20 protein-coding genes and 1 pseudogene are annotated in these 20,379 nt (G+C 71.2%); 10 read left to right on the top strand and 11 right to left on the bottom strand.

The features are described from left to right. Nucleotides 1–14: 14 nt before the first annotated feature. From ACIP94_RS00470 to ACIP94_RS00500, 7 genes are all read right to left on the bottom strand, one after another. Nucleotides 15–809, bottom strand: a complete 795-nt coding sequence (locus ACIP94_RS00470) for an HAD family acid phosphatase (RefSeq protein WP_402417652.1) — start codon at nt 807–809, stop codon at nt 15–17. A 74-nt stretch (nt 810–883) separates the two neighbouring features. Beyond that, a complete protein-coding gene (gene araD, locus ACIP94_RS00475) occupies nt 884–2,617 on the bottom strand; it encodes an L-arabinonate dehydratase (RefSeq protein ID WP_402417653.1) in 1,734 nt (577 codons plus the stop codon). Then, a complete protein-coding gene (locus ACIP94_RS00480; protein ID WP_402417655.1) occupies nt 2,614–3,522 on the bottom strand; it encodes a dihydrodipicolinate synthase family protein in 909 nt (302 codons plus the stop codon). The genes araD and ACIP94_RS00480 overlap by 4 nt, the downstream gene beginning before the upstream one ends. Next, complete coding sequence (locus ACIP94_RS00485; protein WP_402417657.1) at nt 3,519–4,181, bottom strand: GntR family transcriptional regulator; 663 nt, start codon at nt 4,179–4,181, stop codon at nt 3,519–3,521. Before ACIP94_RS00485 ends, ACIP94_RS00480 begins: the two co-directional genes overlap by 4 nt. Nucleotides 4,182–4,294: 113 nt before the next feature. Further along, the gene (locus ACIP94_RS00490) at nt 4,295–4,717 is read right to left on the bottom strand and encodes a DUF6010 family protein (RefSeq protein WP_402417659.1); all 423 of its coding nucleotides are present in this window, start codon (nt 4,715–4,717) and stop codon (nt 4,295–4,297) included. A gap of 173 nt (nt 4,718–4,890) precedes the next feature. Then, nucleotides 4,891–6,069, bottom strand: a complete 1,179-nt coding sequence (locus ACIP94_RS00495; protein ID WP_402417661.1) for a hypothetical protein — start codon at nt 6,067–6,069, stop codon at nt 4,891–4,893. Then, the gene (locus tag ACIP94_RS00500; protein ID WP_402417663.1) at nt 6,066–7,007 is read right to left on the bottom strand and encodes a 5-dehydro-4-deoxyglucarate dehydratase; all 942 of its coding nucleotides are present in this window, start codon (nt 7,005–7,007) and stop codon (nt 6,066–6,068) included. Before ACIP94_RS00500 ends, ACIP94_RS00495 begins: the two co-directional genes overlap by 4 nt. A gap of 327 nt (nt 7,008–7,334) precedes the next feature. On the opposite strand from ACIP94_RS00500, the gene ACIP94_RS00505 reads away from it, so the two are divergent. The 7 genes from ACIP94_RS00505 (at nt 7,335) to ACIP94_RS00535 (ending at nt 14,774) form a co-directional block, all read left to right on the top strand. Then, on the top strand, nt 7,335–8,144 hold the full coding sequence (locus ACIP94_RS00505; RefSeq protein ID WP_402417664.1) for an NAD-dependent epimerase/dehydratase family protein: 810 nt from the start codon (nt 7,335–7,337) through the stop codon (nt 8,142–8,144). A 304-nt stretch (nt 8,145–8,448) separates the two neighbouring features. Continuing rightward, nucleotides 8,449–9,219, top strand: a complete 771-nt coding sequence (locus tag ACIP94_RS00510) for a DeoR/GlpR family DNA-binding transcription regulator (RefSeq protein WP_402417665.1) — start codon at nt 8,449–8,451, stop codon at nt 9,217–9,219. Between the two features lie 91 nt (nt 9,220–9,310). Further along, nucleotides 9,311–10,684 carry an ABC transporter substrate-binding protein gene (locus tag ACIP94_RS00515; protein WP_402417667.1) on the top strand — a complete coding sequence of 458 codons (1,374 nt, stop codon included), beginning with the start codon at nt 9,311–9,313 and terminating at the stop codon, nt 10,682–10,684. Then, nucleotides 10,681–11,619 (top strand): carbohydrate ABC transporter permease, encoded by a 939-nt coding sequence (locus ACIP94_RS00520; RefSeq protein WP_402417668.1) that lies wholly within the window; start codon nt 10,681–10,683, stop codon nt 11,617–11,619. The genes ACIP94_RS00515 and ACIP94_RS00520 overlap by 4 nt, the downstream gene beginning before the upstream one ends. After that, nucleotides 11,616–12,491 (top strand): carbohydrate ABC transporter permease, encoded by an 876-nt coding sequence (locus ACIP94_RS00525; RefSeq protein ID WP_402417669.1) that lies wholly within the window; start codon nt 11,616–11,618, stop codon nt 12,489–12,491. Before ACIP94_RS00520 ends, ACIP94_RS00525 begins: the two co-directional genes overlap by 4 nt. Then, entirely contained in the window at nt 12,488–13,477 is a 990-nt protein-coding gene (locus ACIP94_RS00530; RefSeq protein ID WP_402417671.1) for a zinc-dependent alcohol dehydrogenase family protein, read from the top strand. The genes ACIP94_RS00525 and ACIP94_RS00530 overlap by 4 nt, the downstream gene beginning before the upstream one ends. 91 nt (nt 13,478–13,568) lie before the next feature. Next, nucleotides 13,569–14,774, top strand: coding sequence for a TerD family protein (locus ACIP94_RS00535; protein ID WP_402420266.1), 1,206 nt, complete (start codon nt 13,569–13,571; stop codon nt 14,772–14,774). 108 nt (nt 14,775–14,882) lie between these two features. Here ACIP94_RS00535 and ACIP94_RS00540 read toward each other — a convergent pair whose 3' ends face one another. Further along, the gene (locus tag ACIP94_RS00540) at nt 14,883–15,872 is read right to left on the bottom strand and encodes a helix-turn-helix transcriptional regulator (RefSeq protein WP_402417673.1); all 990 of its coding nucleotides are present in this window, start codon (nt 15,870–15,872) and stop codon (nt 14,883–14,885) included. Between the two features lie 93 nt (nt 15,873–15,965). On the opposite strand from ACIP94_RS00540, the gene ACIP94_RS00545 reads away from it, so the two are divergent. After that, complete coding sequence (locus ACIP94_RS00545) at nt 15,966–16,364, top strand: VOC family protein (protein ID WP_402417675.1); 399 nt, start codon at nt 15,966–15,968, stop codon at nt 16,362–16,364. A 105-nt stretch (nt 16,365–16,469) separates the two neighbouring features. Further along, nucleotides 16,470–16,655, top strand: a pseudogene (locus ACIP94_RS00550) (helix-turn-helix domain-containing protein); the annotation flags it as partial. 152 nt (nt 16,656–16,807) lie between these two features. Here ACIP94_RS00550 and ACIP94_RS00555 read toward each other — a convergent pair. Both ACIP94_RS00555 and ACIP94_RS00560 read right to left on the bottom strand, forming a co-directional pair. Continuing rightward, nucleotides 16,808–17,461, bottom strand: coding sequence for a class I SAM-dependent methyltransferase (locus ACIP94_RS00555; RefSeq protein WP_402417677.1), 654 nt, complete (start codon nt 17,459–17,461; stop codon nt 16,808–16,810). 123 nt (nt 17,462–17,584) lie between these two features. Then, nucleotides 17,585–18,151 (bottom strand): TetR/AcrR family transcriptional regulator, encoded by a 567-nt coding sequence (locus tag ACIP94_RS00560; RefSeq protein WP_402417679.1) that lies wholly within the window; start codon nt 18,149–18,151, stop codon nt 17,585–17,587. A 138-nt stretch (nt 18,152–18,289) separates the two neighbouring features. On the opposite strand from ACIP94_RS00560, the gene ACIP94_RS00565 reads away from it, so the two are divergent. Further along, complete coding sequence (locus ACIP94_RS00565; protein WP_402417681.1) at nt 18,290–18,757, top strand: nuclear transport factor 2 family protein; 468 nt, start codon at nt 18,290–18,292, stop codon at nt 18,755–18,757. 160 nt (nt 18,758–18,917) lie between these two features. Here the strand turns inward: ACIP94_RS00565 and ACIP94_RS00570 are convergent, their stop codons facing one another. Continuing rightward, the gene (locus ACIP94_RS00570) at nt 18,918–20,363 is read right to left on the bottom strand and encodes an alkaline phosphatase PhoX (protein WP_402417682.1); all 1,446 of its coding nucleotides are present in this window, start codon (nt 20,361–20,363) and stop codon (nt 18,918–18,920) included. Nucleotides 20,364–20,379 lie beyond the last annotated feature (16 nt).

A 20,379-nucleotide genomic window follows, 5' to 3' on the forward strand; every position in this document is an offset into this window, starting at 1 on the left:
GGCGGGCCGGAGGACTAACCGACGAAGTACGTCGGGTTCGGCAGCTTGTACGTCCGATCGGCGTAGCCGCCGTCGAGGTCCGAGTACTGGTCGCCGAAGTCGGCGAGGATGTCGTACCCGAGGTCCTCGATGTGCCGACGGGTGCCGGACTTGTACTGGACGGTCGTGCACTTCCAGCTGCCCGGGGCGGCGCAGTCCTTCAGGTAGGACGGCGGGTTGGCCGCGTCCTTGAGGAACATGTGGCCGGCGTCGAGGTCGATGTCGGCGCCGACCTTCTTCAGGTTCGCGACCGCGGCGGAGCGCTGGGCCTCCGTCAGGCCCGAGTTGTAGAAGACCTCGACGCCCTTGGACTCGGCGTACCGGACCAGCGCCGGGGTGCCGGGGACGGCCGGGCGGTCGGCCTTGGCCACGTAGTCGGCCCACGTGGCCGAGTTGTACGTGTAGTTGGTCTTCTTCTCGTAGTCGAGGCTCAGCAGCAGCGTGTCGTCGATGTCGAAGACGACCGCGGGCTTCTCGCCGTGGCGGTGCGCCTTGCGGGCCGCCTTGTCGATGTAACGCTCGGCGGCCGACTCGATGTGCGCCAGGTCCCTGGCGTAAGGGCTGTCAGGGGACGCCTGGTAGACGCCGTTGCTGTCGAGCGTGGCCCCGTAGTAGGTGTCGATGTCCTTGACCAGGAGCCCGATGTTGTAGGGCTCGTGGGTGGAGTTCGCCGTCGACTGACCGGCGGTGGCCGCGCCGGCGCCGTAGAGGGCCCCGCCGGCGACGGCACAGGCGGCGACGAGGGCCGCGATGCGAAGTGGCTTATGCATGACAAGTTTTCTACGCGCGTCACCCCTCCGAGCGCGAGGCCCGTTGCGTGATCGAGACCTTCGGTGACGGACGATCACCCCGCATAGGGGTCCGGCACCTCGCCGGGCCGCGCCAGGAACGCGAAGTCGCAGCCGGTGTCCGCCTGGGTGATCTGGTCGGCGTAGAGGGCGCCGTAGCCCCGCTCGTACCGCACGGGCGGCGGTGTCCATCGCGCCCGGCGGCGCTCCAGCTCCGTGTCCTCCACGTCCAGCCGCAGGCTCCGCGCCTGCACGTCCAGAGTGATCGAGTCACCCGTGCGCACCAGCGCCAGGGGTCCCCCGACATACGACTCGGGCGCCACGTGCAGCACGCACGCCCCGTAACTGGTGCCGCTCATACGGGCATCCGAGATCCGCACCATGTCCCGTACCCCCTGCCTGAGCAGATGGCGGGGGATGGGCAGCATGCCGTACTCGGGCATCCCGGGGCCGCCCTTGGGGCCGGCGTTGCGCAGCACCAGCACGCTGTCGGCGGTGATGCCGAGGGACGGGTCGTCGATGGTCCGCTGCATGGTCCGGTAGTCGTCGAAGACGACCGCGGGACCGGTGTGCCTGAGCAGACGCGGCTCGGCGGCGATGTGCTTGATGACGGCCCCGTCCGGGCAGAGGTTGCCGCGCAGCACGGCCACCCCGCCCTCGCTCGCCACCGGGTTGTCCCGGGGCCGGATGACGTCGTCGTCGTGCACCCGTGCACCGGCGATCTGCTCGCGCAGGGTGTCATGCGAGACGGTCGGGCGGTCCAGGTGCAGCAGGTCCGGGATGCGGGACAGGAACCCGGGCAGTCCGCCGGCGAAGTGGAAGTCCTCCATCAGGTGGGTCCGGCCGCCCGGGCGGACGTTGGCGAGCACCGGGACCGTGCGGGCGATGCGGTCGAAGTCGTCGAGGGTGAGCCGGACCCCGGCGCGGCCCGCCATGGCGATCAGATGGATCACGGCGTTGGTGGACCCGCCCAGTCCCAGGACGGTGGTGACCGCGTCCTCGAAGGCCTCGCGGGTGAGGATGCCGCTCAGCCTCCGGTCCCCGTGGACCAGTTCCACGCTCGTCATCCCGGCCCTGGCGGCCATCCGGTCGTGGCCGGAGTCGACGGCCGGGATGCTGGAGGCGCCGGGCACGGTGACGCCGAGCGCCTCGGCGGCGGCCGTCAGCGTCGAGGCCGTCCCCATGGTCATGCAGTGCCCCGGCGACCGCGCGAGTCCGCTCTCCAGCTCTCCCATCTCGCAGTCGCCGAGCAGCCCGGCGCGCCTGTCGTCCCAGTACTTCCACATGTCGGTGCCGGAGCCGAGGACCTCGCCCCGCCAGTGGCCGGGCAGCATGGGACCGGCCGGCACGAAGACGGTGGGCAGGTCGGCGGAGGCGGCGCCCATCAGGAGCGCGGGCGTGGACTTGTCGCAGCCGCCCATCAGCACGGCCCCGTCGACCGGGTAGGACCGCAGCAACTCCTCGGTCTCCAACGCGAGCAGATTGCGGTACAGCATCGGGGTCGGCTTCTGGAAGGTCTCGCTGAGGGTGGCCACCGGGAACTCCAGCGGGAAGCCGCCGGCCTGCCACACACCCCGCTTCACGGCCTGGGCGCGGTCGCGGAGGTGCACGTGACAGGGGTTGATGTCCGACCAGGTGTTGAGGATCGCGATGACGGGCTTGCCCAGGTGCTCCTCGGGCAGATAGCCCAGCTGCCGGGTGCGGGCCCGGTGGCTGAAGGAGCGCAGCCCGTCGGTGCCGTACCACTGGTGGCTTCTGAGGTCCTCCGGACGCCTCCTCGGGAGGGTCATGTCGACCACCCGGCGACGATGGCGGCGACCTCGGCGCGCTCCTCGTCGTGCAGCGGCGTGCTCGGCGGGCGCACCTCCCGGCGGCACAGGCCGAGCGAGGCGAGGGCCTCCTTGACGACGGTGACGTTGTCGGCGGAGCCGTTCGCGGCGCGCAGTTCCTCGAAGCGGCGGATCCGCTCCCAGACCTTCATGGCCCCCGGGTAGTCCCCGGACCGCAGTGCTTCGAGCATGGCGAGGGAGAGGGCCGGGGCGACGTTCACGAGTCCGGAGGTGAACCCGGTGGCACCGGCCGAGAAGTACGAGGGGGCGTACGGCTCGGCGAGGCCCGCCACCCAGGTGAAGCGCTCCAGCCCGGCGTCCCGGGCGAAGGCGGCGAAGCGGGCGGCGTCGGGGACGGCGTACTTCACACCGATGACGTTCGGGCAGTGGTCGGCCAGCTCCGCGAGCCGGGCGCCGGGCAGCCACGCGGTGCGGATGTAGGGGACCACGCCCAGTTCGGGCACAGCCTCGGCGACAGCCCGGTGGTAGTCGACCCAGCCGCCGGCCGAGAGGTAGGGATGGACGGGCTGGTGGACCATCACCATCGGGGCGCCCAACTCGCGGGCGTGCCTGGCCGAGGCGACCGCGGTGGGCACGTCGTGCCCCACCCCGACGAGGACCGCGGCCCGCTCCCCCGCCTCCGCCACGGTCAGATCCGTGACAAGGCGCCGCTCCTCGGGGGTGAGGGCGTAGAACTCGCCGGTGTTGCCGCCCGGCGTCACGGTGGTGATCCCGCCGTCGAGCAGCCGGCGCAGCAGCGTCCGATGGGCATCCCGGTCGACGGAGCCGTCCTCGGCGAACGGGGTCACCGGGATCGCCACCACGCCCGCCAGGGCCGCGCGCTGGGTCTGAGACGTCGCCGTCATCCCTGACCGTCCTCTCCCTGGGGCCCGGCCTCGGGGAAGGCCCGGCGGACGAACGACGCGACATGGGCGTGCAGGGCGGTGGCCGCGCCCTCGGCGTCGCCCTCCAGGGCCAGCCGCAGGATCTGCCGGTGCTCGGCGGCCTCCCGCTCCCAGGAGGGGTCGGTGGCCCAGGCCACGGCGGACACGAGGGCGGCCTGGTCGCGGACCTCGTCGAGCATCCGGCCGAGCAGCGGATTGCCGCACGGCAGATACAGGGCGCGGTGGAACTCCCGGTTCGCCAGGGAGCGTTCGGCGGTGTCGGTGGCCGCGTCCGCCCGCTGCAGCGCGTCCCGGGCGGCGTCCAGCGGGGCGCCCCGGACGACCGAGCGGCGCAGCGCCTCCGGCTCCAGAAGCAGCCGGACGTCGTAGACCTCGCGGGCCATGTCGGCGTCCACCGTGCGCACCGTGACGCCCCTGTACTGGCTCATCACGACGAGCCCGGTCCCGGCCAGGGTCTTGAGGGCCTCGCGCACGGGGGTCTTGGACACGCCGTAGTGGGCGGCGAGTTCGGTCTCCACCAGCGCCTGACCCGGTGTCAGCTCGCCGGTCAGGATGCGGCGCTTGATCCCCTCCAGCACGAACTGGGTGCGGGAGGGGATCGGTGGGGGCACAGAGGTCATGCGCGCCTCCCGGAGGTCGCGTAGCGCGTCTCATATATGACGTATGACATACGACGCGACGACGGTAGGCGCGTGCTGATGCCTCGTCAATGCCCCCGGCGGGAGAAAGCCGCTCAGGCGGCCGCCGTCCGGTCCGGGACGGCGGTGGGCCGCCTCCCGCGCACGAGGTCGCGCACCGAGGGCCCGCCGCGCAGGCACCACAGGGCGATCACCGGGTCGCAGATCGCGCAGCCCAGTGACGAGCCGTGGGCGAAGGGGATGATGGGGCTGCCCTTGAAGTGGTGCACGATGTCCCACGCGGTGTGGAGCAGCCAGCCGATGCCGATGAAGGTCCATGACTCAAGGCCCCGGTAGGCGACGTAGGTGAGGAGTGCGGCGAACGCGAACTCCCAGCCCCCGAGCCCACCGCCGCTGATGTAGACGGCGCCCGCCCCGGCGATCATCAGAGCGTTGACACGCCTGCGGTGCGGTGCGCGGATCAGGGAGTTCAGGAACGCGTAGAGAACGCCGATGACGACCGGCATGACGTACTGCATGGGGGTGCCTCTTCCTGGAGTCGTACGGGCTGCGCGGCCGGCTCGCGCGGGGACGGGCCCACGGTAGGACCGGGGCGCCCGCACGCCCCAGGGGCATTACTGACAGGTTCCAACGGGTTCCCGTCCGGCGGACGGGAGGCCCCGACGGTTCCGGTGACGGCCCGCCGACCGGATCAGAGTGCGGCGAGCGCCTTGCGTACGGCCTCCAGGTCACCGTCGGACGCCAGGCCTGCGTGATAGAGCCGCAGGTGCGTGGCTCCCCGCTCCGCCGCCGCCCGCGCGTCCCGCTCCAGGGTCGCCGGACTGCCGCCCATGCCGGAGACCACGGTGAAGTTGGCCGCGAGGACGGCGTCCGCCCGCTGCTCCGCGAACGGCGTCAGCGGGCCCGTGCCACCGGTGCAGGGCACCACCACCCCGTCCGCGACGGACAGGATGTGCGCGGGGTCGACGCCGGCGTTCGCCCCGCAGTGGTACGACACCGGGTCCGCGTGCAGCAGCACCTGGAAGCCCTCCGGTGCGGCCGCGCGGACCGCGGTCACCGCCGCCTCCTGGAGGGTGCGGGCGGTGTCGTCACGCCACGCGCGCGTGGCGGACGCCCGGTCCTCGCCCAGGAGCCTCTCGATCTCCGCCCAGGCTCCCCCGGCCCCGCCCTCACCACCGGCGGCCGCGCCGCGCCACCGGGGCTCCAGTGCGGCCCGTACCGCCGCCGCCAGCTCGTCGGCGTCCAGGCCCCGCGCTCCGTAGCCCTCGCGGCACACGGCGCAGAAGCACAGCGACATCAGGTACTGCCCGGCGTCCCCGAGCCCCACCCCGCCGATCTTGTCGTGGGCGTGCAGATGCGCGAGGCCGTACCAGCCGAGGGACTCCAGCTCGGTGCCGTGGGCGTTCGGCCGCACGGCCGCCTCGGCGGCGAGGTCCACGAGGTACGCGCGCGTGGCGGGCTGCGCGATACAGGGTGCCCAGGGGTAGCGATCGCCGTAGGCGTTGACGACCGAGGTGTCCGGATGCTCCTCGCCGAGGCGGGAGTTGTGGGCGAGGACCACCCAGGAGTGCACCTCCAGGCCGGCGTCGGTGAGCGCCCTCGCCGCCTCGCCGAACGCATCACCCGGAGCCCAGTCCCCGGCCGGATACGGCCGCAGGTCACGGCCGTTCCAGCGACCGTCCAACGGGTAGAGCACGGAGGCGTGGCGGGCCGTCACGACCCGGTGGCGCGGATGGCGGGGCGTGAGCGCGCGTGTGGAGTGGTACGCGGACGCGAGGGTCGCCTGGCGTACGCCGAGCACGGCGACGCGGCCGGCCGCCTCCGGGTCCCCTTCGACGTCCCAGGGATAGAGGAACGCCGAGGCCCTCACATGCCCTCCCGCAGCAGGGCGTGGCCGCGGTCGATGAGGCGCGCGAGCCGTTCGACGTGTTCCGCGGCCGGCTCGTGCAGCGGCGGCCGTACCTCGCCGACGTCGAGGCCGCCCAGCCGGACACCCGCCTTGACGAGCGAGACGGCGTAGCCACGGCCCTGGGCGCGCAGGTCGACGAACGGGCGGTAGAAGCCGTCGAGGAGGCGGTGGACGGTGGCGTCGTCGCCGGCGTTCAGCGCCTTGTGGAAGGCGAGGGCGATCTCCGGGACGAAGCAGAACACGGCGGACGAGTACAGCGTGATGCCGATACCGCGATAGGCGAGCTGGGTCTGCTCGGCGGTCGGCAGGCCGTTGAAGTAGAGGAAGTCACCGGGGACCTCGGTCCGTACGGCGCTGACGATGCGCTGCATCAGGTCCAGGTCGCCGAGTCCGTCCTTGAAGCCGATGACGCCGTCCGTGCGGGCCAGTTCGACCACGGTCTGCGGGGTGAAGACCGCGTTGTCGCGCTGGTAGACGACGACCGGCAGCGAGGTCGCCGCGGCCAGCTCCCGGTAGTGCCGCAGCAGGCCCTCCTGGCCGGCGACCACCAGATAGGGCGGCATGGCGAGCAGTCCGTCGGCCCCGGCCCGCTCGGCGAGGCGCGCGTAGCGCACGGCGAGCGCGGTCCCGTATCCGGCGCCCGCGACGACCGGCACCCGCCCGTCGGCCGCCTCGACGGCCGCCCGTACGCAGTCCTCGAACTCCTCGGGGGTGAGCGCGTGGAACTCGCCGGTGCCGCAGCAGGCGAACACGGCGGCGGCGCCCGCCTCCACCCCCTTGCGCACATGCGCGCGGTAGGCGTCGAGGGCGAGGGAGCCGTCAGGCCCGTACGCGGTCACGGGGAAGAACAGCGGCCCGCTGGGGATGCTGAGTCGAGCGGCGAGAGGGGCTGACGTCACGGGCTCTCCCTTGAACAGGCGCTGACACGCGGACCAGTCCCGCACCAGTGCATGTTTCTGATCCACGTCCATATTCATGAACGCACTCACGCTAAGGTGCCACCTCGGGGCAGGTCAAGCGCGCAAACCGGCAACCCGCAGGCGGATAATGCGTGGGCGCGCGACACTTGACGGGTCGGACCAGGGATCCCTAGCGTGTCCACGAATGTGAATGTCATACATGTACGCAGCCGGCCGTCTCGCGAGTGAGCCGTGCGAGTGAGCCATAGGCACGCCGGCTCTCAGCGCCCCGAAGGCGAACAAGCCGGAAAAAGAGGAGACCCGAGGATGCCCGCTCCCCGCACCGTTCTGCTCACCGGCGCCGCCGGCGGCCTCGGCACCCTGATGCGGGAGCTGCTGCCCGGGTACGGCTACCGGCTGCGGCTCCTGGACCTCCGGCCCATCGAGGAAGAGCCGGACGCGATCACCGCGGACCTCGCGGACCGGGAGGCCCTGCGGGAGGCCGTGCGGGGCGTCGACGCGATCCTCCATCTCGCGGGCATCTCCGTGGAGTCCACGTTCGAGAAGGTCCTGAAGGCGAACATCGAGGGCACGTACCACCTGTACGAGGCGGCGCGAGAGGAGGGCGTGCGCCGGATTGTGTTCGCCTCCTCCAACCACGCGGTCGGCTACACCCCGCGCCCCCAGGGCGACGACCCGCTGATCCCGGTCGACACCCCGCGCCGCCCCGACACCTTCTACGGGCTGTCGAAGTCCTTCGGCGAGGACCTCGCCCAGCTCTACTGGGACAGGCACGGCCTGGAGACGGTGTCCGTGCGCATCGGCTCCTGCTTCCCCGAGCCGACCAGCGTGCGCATGCTCTCCATCTGGATGAGCCCCGAGGACGGCGCCCGTCTCTTCCATGCCGCCCTGACCGCCGAGAACGTCGGACACACCGTCGTCTACGGCTCCTCCGCCAACACCCGCCTGTGGTGGGACCTGGCCACCGCCCGGGCGCTCGGCTACACCCCGCAGGACGACTCCGAGCCCTACGCCGCGAAGCTCATCGCCGAGCAGGGCGAGCTCGACGTGGACAACCCGGCCCATGCGCGCCTCGGCGGCCACTTCGTCACGGACCCGCCGATCTGGCCGTACTGACGGGACACATCGGGGCGGGCGGGCACCGAACGGGCCCGCCCGCCTCGCATTCGGGCACGCGATGTGCCCGGTCTCACCGGCCTCCCCGCTCCGCCGCAGGTCTGAGACGGGCACACATTCAGCCATACGGGCCGCATCGGGCACACTCGGGCAAGCAACAGGCCTGGTCAGCGCCGCACGACCGCTGTAGAACTTCCCCCATGGGCCCCACCGGGCCCGAACGGGCCCGAACGGGCACCACCGCTTCGGGCGCCGCGAAGGTGCCCGAGCACAAGGCGCAGGACGCAGCAGGAGGGTGTCGGCGATGACGGCGAGGAGTGCGGAAGAACGCCAGCGCGAGATCGTCCAGGCCGCCCGCCGCGCGGGCTCGGTCGATGTCACCGCGCTCGCCGCCGAGCTGGGCGTCGCCAAGGAGACCGTACGACGCGACCTGCGCGCCCTGGAGGACCACGGGCTGGTCCGCCGCACACACGGCGGCGCGTATCCCGTGGAGAGCGCCGGCTTCGAGACGACCCTCGCCTTCCGCGCCACCAGCCATGTGCCCGAGAAGCGCAGGATCGCGTCCGCCGCGGCCGGGTTGCTCGGGGACGCCGAGACCGTCTTCGTGGACGAGGGGTTCACCCCGCAGCTGATCGCCGAGGCACTGCCCCGGGACCGTCCGCTGACGGTGGTCACCGCGTCCCTGTCCACCGCGGGCGCGCTCGCGGAGGCCGAGAACACCACGGTCCTGCTGCTGGGCGGCCGGGTACGGCCCGGCACACTCGCCACCGTCGACCACTGGACGACCAAGATGCTGGCCGGATTCGTCATCGACCTGGCGTACATCGGCGCCAACGGCATCTCCCGCGAACACGGGCTCACCACGCCCGACCCGGCGGTCAGCGAGGTGAAGGCCCAGGCGATCCGTGCCTCGCGCCGCACGGTCTTCGCGGGCGTGCACACCAAGTTCGGGGCGGTGAGCTTCTGCCGGTTCGCGGAGGTCGGCGCCCTGGAGGCGATCGTCACGAGCACCCTGCTGCCGGCATCCGAGGCCCACCGTTACTCGCTGCAGGGCCCGCAGGTCATCCGCGTCTGAGACACCCCGGCGAACGACCCGACACCGTCCCCCGGAGGGCACACCCGCGCCCGCGTCACCCCTTATTTCCCGATATGTCCAGGAGCACCCCATGCGAACCCAGAGCCGACGAACGCCCCGAACCCTGTGTGCCGTGGCCGCCGTAGGGACGCTGATCACTCCTCTGCTCACCGCCTGCTCGGGCGCCGGCGGCGCCGGCGGAGGCTCCTCCGCCCATGCCGTGAACGTCCTGATGGTGAACAACCCGCAGATGGTGGAGCTGCAGAAACTCACCGCCGACCACTTCACCAAGGACACCGGGATCAAGGTGAACTTCACCGTCCTCCCGGAGAACGACGTCAGGGACAAGATCAGCCAGGACTTCGCCAACCAGGCGGGCCAGTACGACGTCGCCACGCTCAGCAACTACGAGATCCCGATCTACGCCAAGAACGGCTGGCTCCGCCCGATCGACTCGTACGTCAAGAGCGACACCGCCTTCGACCAGCAGGACATCCTCGCCCCGATGCGGCAGGCCCTCACCGCCGCGGACGGCAAGCTCTACGGTGAGCCCTTCTACGGCGAGTCCTCCTTCCTGATGTACCGCAAGGACGTCTTCAGGAAGAAGGGCCTGACCATGCCGGCCAAGCCCACCTGGCAGCAGGTCGCCGACCTGGCCGCCAAGGCGGACGGCGCCGAGGCCGGGATGAAGGGCATCTGCCTGCGCGGACTGCCCGGCTGGGGCGAGGTCATGGCGCCGCTGACCACGGTCGTCAACACCTTCGGCGGCACCTGGTTCGACAAGGGCTGGAAGGCACAGGTGGACTCCCCGGAGTTCAGGAAGGCCACGCAGTTCTATGTCGATCTGGTCCGGAAGCACGGGGAGTCCGGGGCCGCGCAGTCCGGCTTCGCCGAGTGCCTGAACGACATGACGCAGGGCAAGACGGCGATGTGGTACGACGCCACGTCGGGCGCGGGTTCGCTGGAGGCCGCCGGCTCCCCGGTCAAGGGCAGGATCGGCTACGTCCCGGCCCCCGTCGAGAAGACGGACAGCTCCGGCTGGCTCTACACCTGGGCCTGGGGCATCCAGAAGGCGTCCCAGCACCCCGACGACGCCTGGAAGTTCATCTCCTGGGCGTCCGGCAAGGGCTACGAGAACCTCGTGGGCAAGACGGCGGGCTGGTCCAATGTGCCGGCCGGCAAGCGCTCGTCGACCTATGACATACCGGAGTACCGCAAGGAGGCATCCGCCTTCGGCGCTGTCACCCGGAACGCCATCGCCAATGCCAGGCCGGACGACCCGGGGGTGCAGCCCCGCCCCGCCCCCGGCATCCAGTTCGTCGGCATCCCCGAGTTCACCGACCTGGGCACCAAGGTCTCCCAGGAGATCAGCTCCGCCATCGCCGGCCGGGAGTCCGTGGACAGCGCGCTGAAGAAGTCGCAGGCGCTCGCCGAGGCCGTCGCCAAGAAGTACGAGGGATCATGACCGTCACCACCTCCGCCCGGGTCGCCGCCGCCACCGTGCGGCCGGCGACCCGGCCGCCGAACCGCATGCGCGCATGGGCCACCCGAGCCCCTCTGCTGCCCGCGCTGGTCTTCATGATCGTGGTGACCCAGCTGCCGTTCGTGGCGACCCTGGTGATCTCGTTCTTCGACTGGAACGCCCTCTACCCGAAGGACCGTCACTTCGCCGGTGTCGACAACTACCGCCAGGTCCTCACCGACCCGGACCTACGCCAGTCCGTGTGGACGACGGTCCTGCTGACGGTCGCGGTGGTGCTGGTCAGCCTGGTGCTGGGGCTCGGAACGGCGCTGCTGCTCAACCGGCGGTTCCGGGGCCGCGGCGTGGTCCGCACGATGCTGATCGCCCCCTTCCTGGTGGTCCCGATCGCCGCGGCCCTGCTGTGGAAGCATGTGCTCTACAACCCCGAATATGGTCTGCTCAATGGGTTGTTGCACTATGTGGGCGGCCCCCAGCCCGACTGGATCTCGAACACCCCGCTGCTCGCGGTGGAGGCCTCGCTGATCTGGCAGTGGACGCCGTTCATGATGCTGATCCTGCTGGCCGGCCTGCAGAGCCGGGACTCCCAGCAGATCGAGGCCGCGCGGGTGGACGGCGCGAGCGACTGGCAGATCTTCCGCTATCTCACCCTTCCGCATCTGCGCCGCTACCTCGAACTCGGCGCCCTGCTGGGTTCGATCTACATCGTCCAGAACTTCGACGCGGTGTTCACGATCACCTCCGGCGGGCTGGGCACCGCGAACCTCCCCTACACCGTCTACCAGAGCTTCTACCAGGCCCATGAGAACGGTCTGGCCTCGGCCGCCGGCGTCCTGGTCGTCATCGGCTCCATCGTCATCGCGACCTTCGCCCTGCGCGTGGTGTCGTCCCTGTTCCGTGAGGAGGTGTCCCGCGCATGAGCGCCGTCGCCGAACGAACGGCCACCACACGCACCGCCCCCGTGCGCGTCCGCAGCCGCCGGGGAGCGGGGCTCGGCCTGGTGGCCTGGCTGGTCGGAGTGCTGTTCTTCCTGCCCCTCGCCTGGATGGCCCTGACGTCGTTCCACTCGGAGGCCGACGCCGCGACCAACCCCCCGTCCTTCGGGGCCGCCCTGACCCTGGACGGTTACCGCGACTTCTTCGGCGTGGGCGGCGGCGCGAGCCCCTGGCCCGCGCTGATCAACTCGGCGACGGCGTCGGTGGTGTCGACGCTGTGCGTCCTGCTGCTGGCCCTCCCGGCGGCGTACGCGTTGTCCATCCGCCGGGTGAGGAAGTGGACGGACGTCCTGTTCTTCTTCCTCTCCACCAAGATGCTGCCGGTGGTGGCGGGACTGCTGCCCATCTATCTGTTCGCGAAGAACACCGGCATGCTCGACAACATCTGGCTCCTGGTCATCCTCTACACCTCCATGAACCTGCCGATCGCGGTGTGGATGATGCAGTCGTTCCTCGCCGAGGTTCCGGTGGCGGTGATCGAGGCGGCGCAGATCGACGGCGCCCGGCTGCCCACGGTCCTCGCGCGCGTGGTGGCCCCCATCGCCCTGCCCGGCATCGCCGCGACCGCCCTGATCTGCTTCATCTTCAGCTGGAACGAACTGCTCTTCGCCCGGGTGCTCACGGGTGTGGTCGCCGAGACCGCCCCCGTCTTTCTGACCGGCTTCATCACCAGCCAGGGGCTGTTCCTGGCGAAGGTGTGCGCCGCGTCGCTCGTCGTCTCCCTGCCGGTGCTCGCCGCGGGGTTCGCCGCCCAGGACAAGCTGGTCCAGGGCCTGTCGTTGGGAGCCGTGAAATGAAGGCCGCCGTCATCGAGTCCGTGGGCCGTGCCGTCGTCACCGAGGTTCCGGACCCGACGCCCGGCCCCCGCGAGGTCGTCGTCGAGGTCGCGGCCTGCGGGCTGTGCGGCACCGATCTGCACATCCTCCAGGGCGAGTTCGCGCCCAAGCTGCCGATCGTGCCCGGGCACGAGTTCGCGGGCGTGGTGGTCGGCGTGGGCACGCAGGTCACCGAGGTGTCGGTCGGCGACCGGGTCGCCGTGGACCCGTCCCTGTACTGCCACGAGTGCCGGTACTGCCGTACGGGACACAACAACCTCTGTGAGCGCTGGGCGGCGATCGGGGTGACGACGGGCGGAGGGGCGGCACAGTACGCGCTCGCGCCCGTGGCCAACTGTGTGAAGCTTCCGGAGCACGTCCGCACCGAGGACGCCGCGCTCATCGAACCGCTGTCCTGCGCGGTGCGCGGCTATGACGTCCTGAAGTCGCAGCTGGGCGCGCATGTGCTGATCTACGGCTCCGGGACGATGGGCCTGATGATGCTGGAGCTGGCCAAGCGCACCGGCGCGGCGAGCGTGGACGTGCTGGACGTCAACCCGGCGCGCCTGGAGACCGCGCGCCGGCTAGGTGTCACGGCGGCCGCGGCGAGCGCCGACGAGTTGGACCGCCCGCAGGGCTGGGACCTGGTGGTGGACGCCACCGGCAACGCGGCGGCGATCCAGGACGGCCTCGGACGGGTGGCGAAGGCCGGCACGTTCCTCCAGTTCGGCGTGGCGGACTACGCGACCCGGGTCACGATCGACCCGTACCGCATCTACAACCAGGAGATCACCATCACCGGGTCGATGGCGGTGCTGCACAGCTTCGAGCGGGCGGCCGAGCTGTTCGCGGGCGGAGTGCTCGACCCCGACGTGTTCATCAGCGACCGCATCCCGCTGGAGCGCTACCCGGAGGCGCTGGGGCAGTTCGCGGCGGGCGTGGGGCGCAAGATCGTGGTCGTGCCGTAGCGCCGCGGGCCGGGGGTCGGCCGTGTCAGCCATACGGTCGTCGGTAAGGGAACGGTAAAGCGCCCTCGTTCGTTCACGGGGTATGACAGCTATGACCCCCGGCTCGAACATCCCGCTCGGAGCCACCCGCGTGACGGTCGACGTCGCCGCCCCGGTGCGGCTCGATGTCTCGGCCCTGCTGCTCACCGCCGACGGCAAGGTGCGCTCCGACGACGACTTCATCTTCTACAACCAGCCCTCGGGCCCGGGCGTCACCTACCGCGCCGGCGGGGGCACGAGCCCCGACTCGATCACGGTCGACACGGCCACCCTCCCCGCGGGCATCGAGAAGATCGTCGTCACGGCGAGCCCCGACGCCACCGGCCAGACCTTCCAGGGCATCGAGCCGACGGCCACGATCCGCAACGCGGACGACCACACCGTCCTGGCCACGTTCACACCGCCCCAACTCGGCACCGAGACGGCCCTGGTGGTCGTGGAGGTCTATGCGAGGGGCGGCACGTGGAAGGCCCGCGCCGTCGGGCAGGGGTATGCGAACGGGCTGGCGGGCATCGCCACCGACTTCGGCGTCACGGTGGAGGAGCCGGCCGCGCCCCCGCAGCCCGTGGCCCCGCCCGTGCCCGCGACACAGCCCCCGGCCGCCCCGCCGGCCCCGGCCGTCGCCGCGCCCCCGGCGCCCGCCCCCGCCCCGGCTCCGCCCGCCCCGGCTCCCGGCGCCGGCAAGATCAACCTCGACAAGGGCCGGGTCAGCCTGCAGAAGAACCAGACCGTGTCCCTGGTCAAGGGCGGCCGTCCACTGCTGTCCCGGGTCAGGATGGGCCTCGGCTGGGAGCCCGCGTTCCGGGGCAAGAACATCGACCTGGACGCGTCGGTCATCGCGTACGGTCCGCAGCGCGACCACATCGACAGCTGCTACTTCGGCAAGCTGACGATTCTGAACGGCGCGGTCCAGCACTCCGGCGACAACCTCACCGGAGAGGGCGGAGGCGACGACGAGGTCATCACGGTCGACCTCGGGCGTCTTCCCCAGGAGGTGACGGGCCTGGTCTTCACCGTGAACTCCTTCTCCGGGCAGAGGTTCACGGAGGTCGCCAAGGCCTACTGCCGTCTCGTGGACGCCGCGACCGACGAGGAACTGGTCCGCTTCGACCTCACGAACGCCGAGCCGGAGACGGGCGTGTTGATGGCCAAGCTGATCCGCCAGTTCTCCGGGGAGTGGGACATGACCGCCATGGGCGACTTCGTCAAGGCGCGCACGGTGCGGAACATGGTGAAGCCGGCGGCGCTGGCCCTGTAGACGCTCGTGCGCCACCCGCGGGCCCTCGGCGGGACCCGCGGGTACGGCGGCCGGTGGCCTGGGGGCGTCGGTGTCCTAGTGCCATCTCATGACATTGGTTGCTCGCGGTCAGGCTTGGCGGGCGTGGGACGCGAGGCGATCGGCGAGCGCGATGACGAGGTCGCGCAGTTCATCAGGACGCTCGATGACGAACGGCCGGTCGAGTGAGGCGAGTACCGGAGGCAACCAATCGAGCCGCTCCGCCCGCAGCTCGACGCGCAGCCAGCGCTCGGTCGCCCGGTCCTCGCCTGCCACGGGCGCGTACTCCTCCAGGTTCGCCACGCTGGCGGGAAGGCGGGCGCGGATCTGCTCGACCGTCCCGTGGATCCGCAAGGTCACCTCGTGCCGGTACTCGGCCGTGGCGAAGGCTGACAGCAGGCGATGTGCCGGATCGGAATCCACAGGCGCTTCGAATGAGCCGGGCAGGGTCCGCGCGTCTGCGATGCGATCGAGCCGGAGGATTCGGTCCGCGCCGATCCGGGCGTCCTTGCCCGTGACGTACCACCGGCCCGCATGGGCGACGATCCCGTACGCGTGCAGCGTGCGTTCGCTGCGCCGTCCGTCGCGGTCGGTGTAGCGGATCGAGACCGGTCGGCGGTGGCGCACAGCATCGGCGATGGTGAGCAGGACCTCGGCGTCCGGGGTGTCGAAATCATCGAGCGGATCCGTGAAGGCGAGAGCTTCCAGGAGTGTGTCGAGGCGACGGGCGATGCGCTTGGGCAGCACCCGCCGGATCTTCGCCGATGCCGTCTCGCTCGCCGTGCGCTCCGTCGTCGTCAACCCTGCTCGGCGGCCGGCGACCAGGCCGAGCAGCACGGCCAGCGCCTCGTCGTCACTGAGCATGAGCGGAGGCAAGCGGTACCCGGGGGCGAGCCGGTACCCGCCGTAGCGGCCGCGCACCGATTCCACGGGCACGTCCAGGTCGATCAGCTGGTCCACATAGCGCCGCACGGTGCGCCCTTCGACGCCGAGCCGGTCGGCTAGTTCGGCCACCGTCCGGGTGCCGCCCGACTGCAGCAGCTCCAGGAGTGTCAGCACGCGGGCGGTCGGGCGAGGCATGTTCGCAGCGTAACGCGAATACGGGACCGATTCTGTCCTCTATTTCTCCTAGCCTGCGCAGTGCACGCCACCAGTACAGCCAGGGAGACTTCCATGGAGTTCGTCTCGATCCGCATCATCACCGGCGACGTAGCGCGCCTCGTCGAGTTCTATGAGCGAGCCACAGGGGCACGGGCGACGTGGGCCACCGAAGAATTCGCCGAACTCAGGACTGCGGGCGCCACCCTCGCGATCGCCGGCACCAGCACCGTTCCGCTGTTCGCCCCGGGCTCCGCCCGCCCGGCGGACAACCACAGCGTGATAACCGAGTTCCTCGTCGACGACGTGGACCGCGTTCACCAGAATCTGACCGGCTTCGTCACCGACCTCGTCACCGAGCCCACCACGATGCCCTGGGGCAACCGGTCGCTGCTGTTCCGTGACCCCGACGGCAACCTCGTCAACTTCTTCACCCCCGTCACTCCGGGGGCCATCGCAAAGTTCGCACGCTGACGCCACGCAAAGCCGCTCACGCGGGAGCCCTGAGACCCCAGGGCTCCCGATGAACGCGGCCGCCGAGTCCAGGAACGCCACCGGCAGGGGACCCGGAACGCACCGCTGACCCCCGAAGGACGTCTGCGCTTGTGTCTGCGGATGGATGCCGGACGTCCGATCGCGCACGTCGCTGCGGGAGCCGGGATCTCCCGCCGCTGCCTGGCCAAGTGGTACGCCCGCTGGCGCGCGCACGGCCAGAACGGACTGCTCGACCATGCACTGGCGCAATCAGAACGCACGCCATCCCGGCGTCCTGGCCGCGCGGCGCCGGTAACGCGCCCGTGTCCGCAGCGAGAAGGGCATGCGCTGAGGCGGCCGCCCTCTGAACCCAGTGGTCTGACCGCCCGCCCCGTGATCGTCGACGGTCCAGCCGAGCGGCCCCACCCCGGGAACGCGCTTCGTCAGGGCGTTTCGGGCTTGCGGGCCAGGAGGCAGGCGTGCGGTCTGTTCACCCGTCCGCCAGGCTCCTGTTCCAGTCTCGCGGTGACGACGAGTCCGGCCTTGTCCAGCAGGTCGACCATGCGGTCCAGGGGCAGGAGGTACGACTCGTAGGACACCGGACGGCCATAGCCGTGGGTCGGCTGCAGCCGCTCGTTGCCGACGTACGCTCCCCAGAGCAGGTAGCCGCCGGGCGCGAGCGTGCGGTGGAACTCGGCGAAGACCGCAGGCAGCCACTGCGGGGGCGTGTGATGGGTGGAGTACCAGGCCAGGATGCCGCCGAGCTCGTCGTCCCTCATCTCCAGCGCGGTCATCGAGCCCTCAGTGAACCGCAGGTTCGGATAGGCGTGCCGGGCCAGCCCGACCATCTTCGGCGACAGATCGACGCCGAAGACGGACACCCCCAGCCCGGCCAGGTGCGCCGTCACGCGGCCGGGGCCGCACCCCAGGTCCGCGACCGGCCCCAGACCGGCCGTCCGCACCAGTTCGGCAAACCCCGCCAGCATCGCGCGTGACAGCGGGTCCATCCCGGCTGGAGGCGGGACGCGTTCGACGTAATCGGCGGCGACCGTGTCGTACGACTCGCGGACGGCGGTCAGAAAGGAGGGCTCAGCCATGCGGGCGACCCTAGACCAGGCAACTGACAGAGCATGGCACGGCTTTCAGCTGATCTGCGCGACATCCACCGCTGCCGACACCCAGCCGTCACATTACCCCGATGATCGTTTTCGGTCACGGCACTAAGGCCGCAAACCCTCCGTCAGCAGCGAGAGATAGCGGCGGATGCGAGTGCCCTCCCCGTCCGCCAGTTCCGACGCCGTCGCCACCCCGTGTGCCAGCCGCAGAACCTCGATCGGCTCGATGTCCGCCCGGAGGGTCCCCTCTCGCTGCGCCGCCTCCACCAGTCGCGTCGCCGCCCCCTTGATCGAGGTGCCGCAGACCGTGAGCGCCGCCGACCCGCCGTCCGCGACGGCCGACCCCAGCAGGGCCTTGAGCCCACGCACCTGGATCGTCCCGACGCAGAGTTCGTGCAGCCACTCCGTCAGCGCCTGGCCCGGCGGCAGCTCCACCGCGAGCGCGTCGGCCCTGGCCGCGATCGCCTCGATCCGGTCGACGTAGGCCGCCTCCAGCAGCGCCTGCCGCGTCGGGAAGTGCCGGTACAGGGTGCCGGATCCGACTCCCGCCCGCTTGGCGATGTCATCGAGCGACGCGTTCTCGCCGTGCTCGGCGAAGGCGACGGCCGCCGCCTTCAGCAACCGTTCGTAGTTGCGCCTCGCGTCCGCTCGCATGGGCCTGACCTGTGACATCCGGACACTCCTTGCGAACCGGGGACCCCTTCCGTACTTTAGCGGGCACCAACCGGAGACACTCCCCGGTTATTTCCGGGGTTCACCACCGCCCCGGGGCGGCGCCCCCGCCCCGACGACCGAAGGGACCCCGACGGCATGTCCCCCACTCCCCCGGCCGACCTCGGCCCTCTCGGAGTACTGGCCCGCTACCGCCGTGCGATGCTCGACAGGTCCGCGGACGACCTGGCCGACCTGTACGCGGTCGACGCCGTGCACGAGTTCCCGTTCCTCTTCCCGGGCATGCCCGCCCGCCTTCACGGACGCGAGGAGGTGCGCGCGGGGTACAGGGCCGCCTGGGACGCGAGCCCGGCGCTGCCCGGGCAGATCCTGGAGGTGGCCGTCCATCCGTCCACCGACCCCGAGGTGATCACCGTCGAGCAGACCGTCACGGGGACCGTGGCGGGCACCGGACAGCCGTTCGCGTTCCCCGGACTTCTGGTGATGCGTGTCCGCGGCGGTGCGCTGGTACAGGTGCGGGACTACATGGACGGTCTCGGCGTGGCGCAGGCGCTGGGCCGGCTGACCACCGTGGCAGCCCTGCTCGACGGCCGGCGGTCCCGTTGACCGTCGGGCACCCGGCGCGGCACGGCAGGCGGACGGCGCGCCACAGGGGGCCCGGGGCGGTTGCCCGTTCACGCCGGTGAGCCCGCACCCGGCTGCGGGCCCCGCGGGGCGCGATGGGCCCGGTCGGGCGGAACCCGGACCGGGCAGGGGCCGCCGGAGGTCAGTGGCGCTTCTGGCGCTTCCAGGGGCCGGTGATCGCGAGCATGATGCCGGGGTCCTGGATGTTGGCGAACAGGGTCGTCCCGTCGGGCGAGAAGGTGACGCCCGTGAACTCGCCGTACTCGGGCTCCTCCGCGGAGCCGATGTTCAGCTCGTTGCGTGCGATGGGATAGGTGCGACCGCTGTCGGTGGCACCGAAGAGGTGCTGGACGCCCTCACCGTCCTCGGCGATGACCAGGCCGCCGTAGGGGGAGACGGTGATGTTGTCGGGACCGTCGAAGTCGCCCTCCTTCGCCGGGTCCGTGTTCACACCGAGCAGTACCTTCAGCGTCAGGGTCCGGCGCCGGGGGTCGTAGAACCAGACCTGGCCGTCATGCCGGCCGGGGCTCTCCTCGCGGGCGTAGGAGGAGACGATGTACGCGCCGCCGTCGCCCCACCACATGCCCTCCAGCTTGCGGGCACGGGTGATCTCGCCGGAGGCGAACTGCCTGCGGACGGAGACGGTCGTGGCGTCACGGTCCGGGACGTCGATCCAGTCGACGCCGTAGACCGTGCCGATCCTCGTGGCCCGGGAGAGGTCGTCCACGAACCGGCCGCCGGAGTCGAAGCACCTGAAGGCCTGAAGGCGGCCCGCGTCGTCGGCGAGGCCGCGCAGTCCGCCGCGGCCGTGGTGGAAGCCCTCGGGCGGGGTCCAGCGGTAGAGCAGACCGTTCGGGCCGGAGGCGTCCTCGGTCAGATAGAGGTGGCCGCGCCTGGGGTCGACGACGACGGCCTCGTGGGCGTAGCGGCCGAGCGCCTTGACGGGCTTGGGGTCGCGGTTGGCGCGGCGGTCCTCCGGGTCGACCTCGAAGACATAGCCGTGGTCCTTGGTCATGCCGTTCCGCCCGGCCTTGTCCTCGGTCTCCTCGCAGGTGAGCCAGGTGCCCCACGGGGTCTTGCCGCCCGCGCAGTTGGTGGAGGTGCCCGCGATGCCGACCCACTCGGCGACATGCTCGTGACGGACCTCGACGACGGTGCAGCCGCCGGACGCGGCCGGGTCGTAGACGAGTCCCTCGATGAGCGGAACGGGGTGGGCCCAGTCGGCGCGCGGGCCCTTGAGCTCATGGTTGTTGACGAGCAGCGTCGCGCCGCGCGGGCCGTCGAAGGTGGACGTGCCGTCGTGGTGGGAGGGGGTGAACTCGCCGGACTCCAGCCTGGTCTTCCCGCTGTAGGTGATGATCCGGTAGGCGAACCCGGCGGGCAGCGCGAGGATGCCGTGGGGGTCGGGGATCAGCGGTCCGTAGCCGAGGCCGGGGTGCCGGTCCTCCGCCCGGTGGCCCGCCGTCTCGATGTCCGTCGAGGCGAGCGCGCCCGGAGCGGTGGCGAGGGCACCGACGCTGCCGGCCAGCGCGATGCCCGCGCCGGTGAGCGCGGACCCTCTGGCGAAGTCCCTGCGGGTGAGAGACATGCGGGCTCCTGGGGAA

It is taken from the genome of Streptomyces sp. NPDC093261 (assembly GCF_044753645.1).
Lineage (GTDB): Bacteria > Actinomycetota > Actinomycetes > Streptomycetales > Streptomycetaceae > Streptomyces.

Coding starts and splice junctions, on each gene's coding strand:
- ACIP94_RS00565 (WP_402417681.1), top strand. CDS start 18,290: ATGTCCCCCACTCCCCCGGCCGACCTCGGCCCTCTCGGAGTACTGGCC.
- ACIP94_RS00570 (WP_402417682.1), bottom strand. CDS start 20,363: ATGTCTCTCACCCGCAGGGACTTCGCCAGAGGGTCCGCGCTCACCGGC.
- ACIP94_RS00555 (WP_402417677.1), bottom strand. CDS start 17,461: ATGGCTGAGCCCTCCTTTCTGACCGCCGTCCGCGAGTCGTACGACACG.
- ACIP94_RS00480 (WP_402417655.1), bottom strand. CDS start 3,522: ATGACGGCGACGTCTCAGACCCAGCGCGCGGCCCTGGCGGGCGTGGTG.
- ACIP94_RS00540 (WP_402417673.1), bottom strand. CDS start 15,872: ATGCCTCGCCCGACCGCCCGCGTGCTGACACTCCTGGAGCTGCTGCAG.
- ACIP94_RS00515 (WP_402417667.1), top strand. CDS start 9,311: ATGCGAACCCAGAGCCGACGAACGCCCCGAACCCTGTGTGCCGTGGCC.
- ACIP94_RS00485 (WP_402417657.1), bottom strand. CDS start 4,181: ATGACCTCTGTGCCCCCACCGATCCCCTCCCGCACCCAGTTCGTGCTG.
- ACIP94_RS00490 (WP_402417659.1), bottom strand. CDS start 4,717: ATGCAGTACGTCATGCCGGTCGTCATCGGCGTTCTCTACGCGTTCCTG.
- ACIP94_RS00535 (WP_402420266.1), top strand. CDS start 13,569: ATGACCCCCGGCTCGAACATCCCGCTCGGAGCCACCCGCGTGACGGTC.
- ACIP94_RS00525 (WP_402417669.1), top strand. CDS start 11,616: ATGAGCGCCGTCGCCGAACGAACGGCCACCACACGCACCGCCCCCGTG.
- ACIP94_RS00520 (WP_402417668.1), top strand. CDS start 10,681: ATGACCGTCACCACCTCCGCCCGGGTCGCCGCCGCCACCGTGCGGCCG.
- ACIP94_RS00470 (WP_402417652.1), bottom strand. CDS start 809: ATGCATAAGCCACTTCGCATCGCGGCCCTCGTCGCCGCCTGTGCCGTC.
- ACIP94_RS00560 (WP_402417679.1), bottom strand. CDS start 18,151: ATGTCACAGGTCAGGCCCATGCGAGCGGACGCGAGGCGCAACTACGAA.
- ACIP94_RS00545 (WP_402417675.1), top strand. CDS start 15,966: ATGGAGTTCGTCTCGATCCGCATCATCACCGGCGACGTAGCGCGCCTC.
- ACIP94_RS00510 (WP_402417665.1), top strand. CDS start 8,449: ATGACGGCGAGGAGTGCGGAAGAACGCCAGCGCGAGATCGTCCAGGCC.
- ACIP94_RS00530 (WP_402417671.1), top strand. CDS start 12,488: ATGAAGGCCGCCGTCATCGAGTCCGTGGGCCGTGCCGTCGTCACCGAG.
- ACIP94_RS00505 (WP_402417664.1), top strand. CDS start 7,335: ATGCCCGCTCCCCGCACCGTTCTGCTCACCGGCGCCGCCGGCGGCCTC.
- araD (WP_402417653.1), bottom strand. CDS start 2,617: ATGACCCTCCCGAGGAGGCGTCCGGAGGACCTCAGAAGCCACCAGTGG.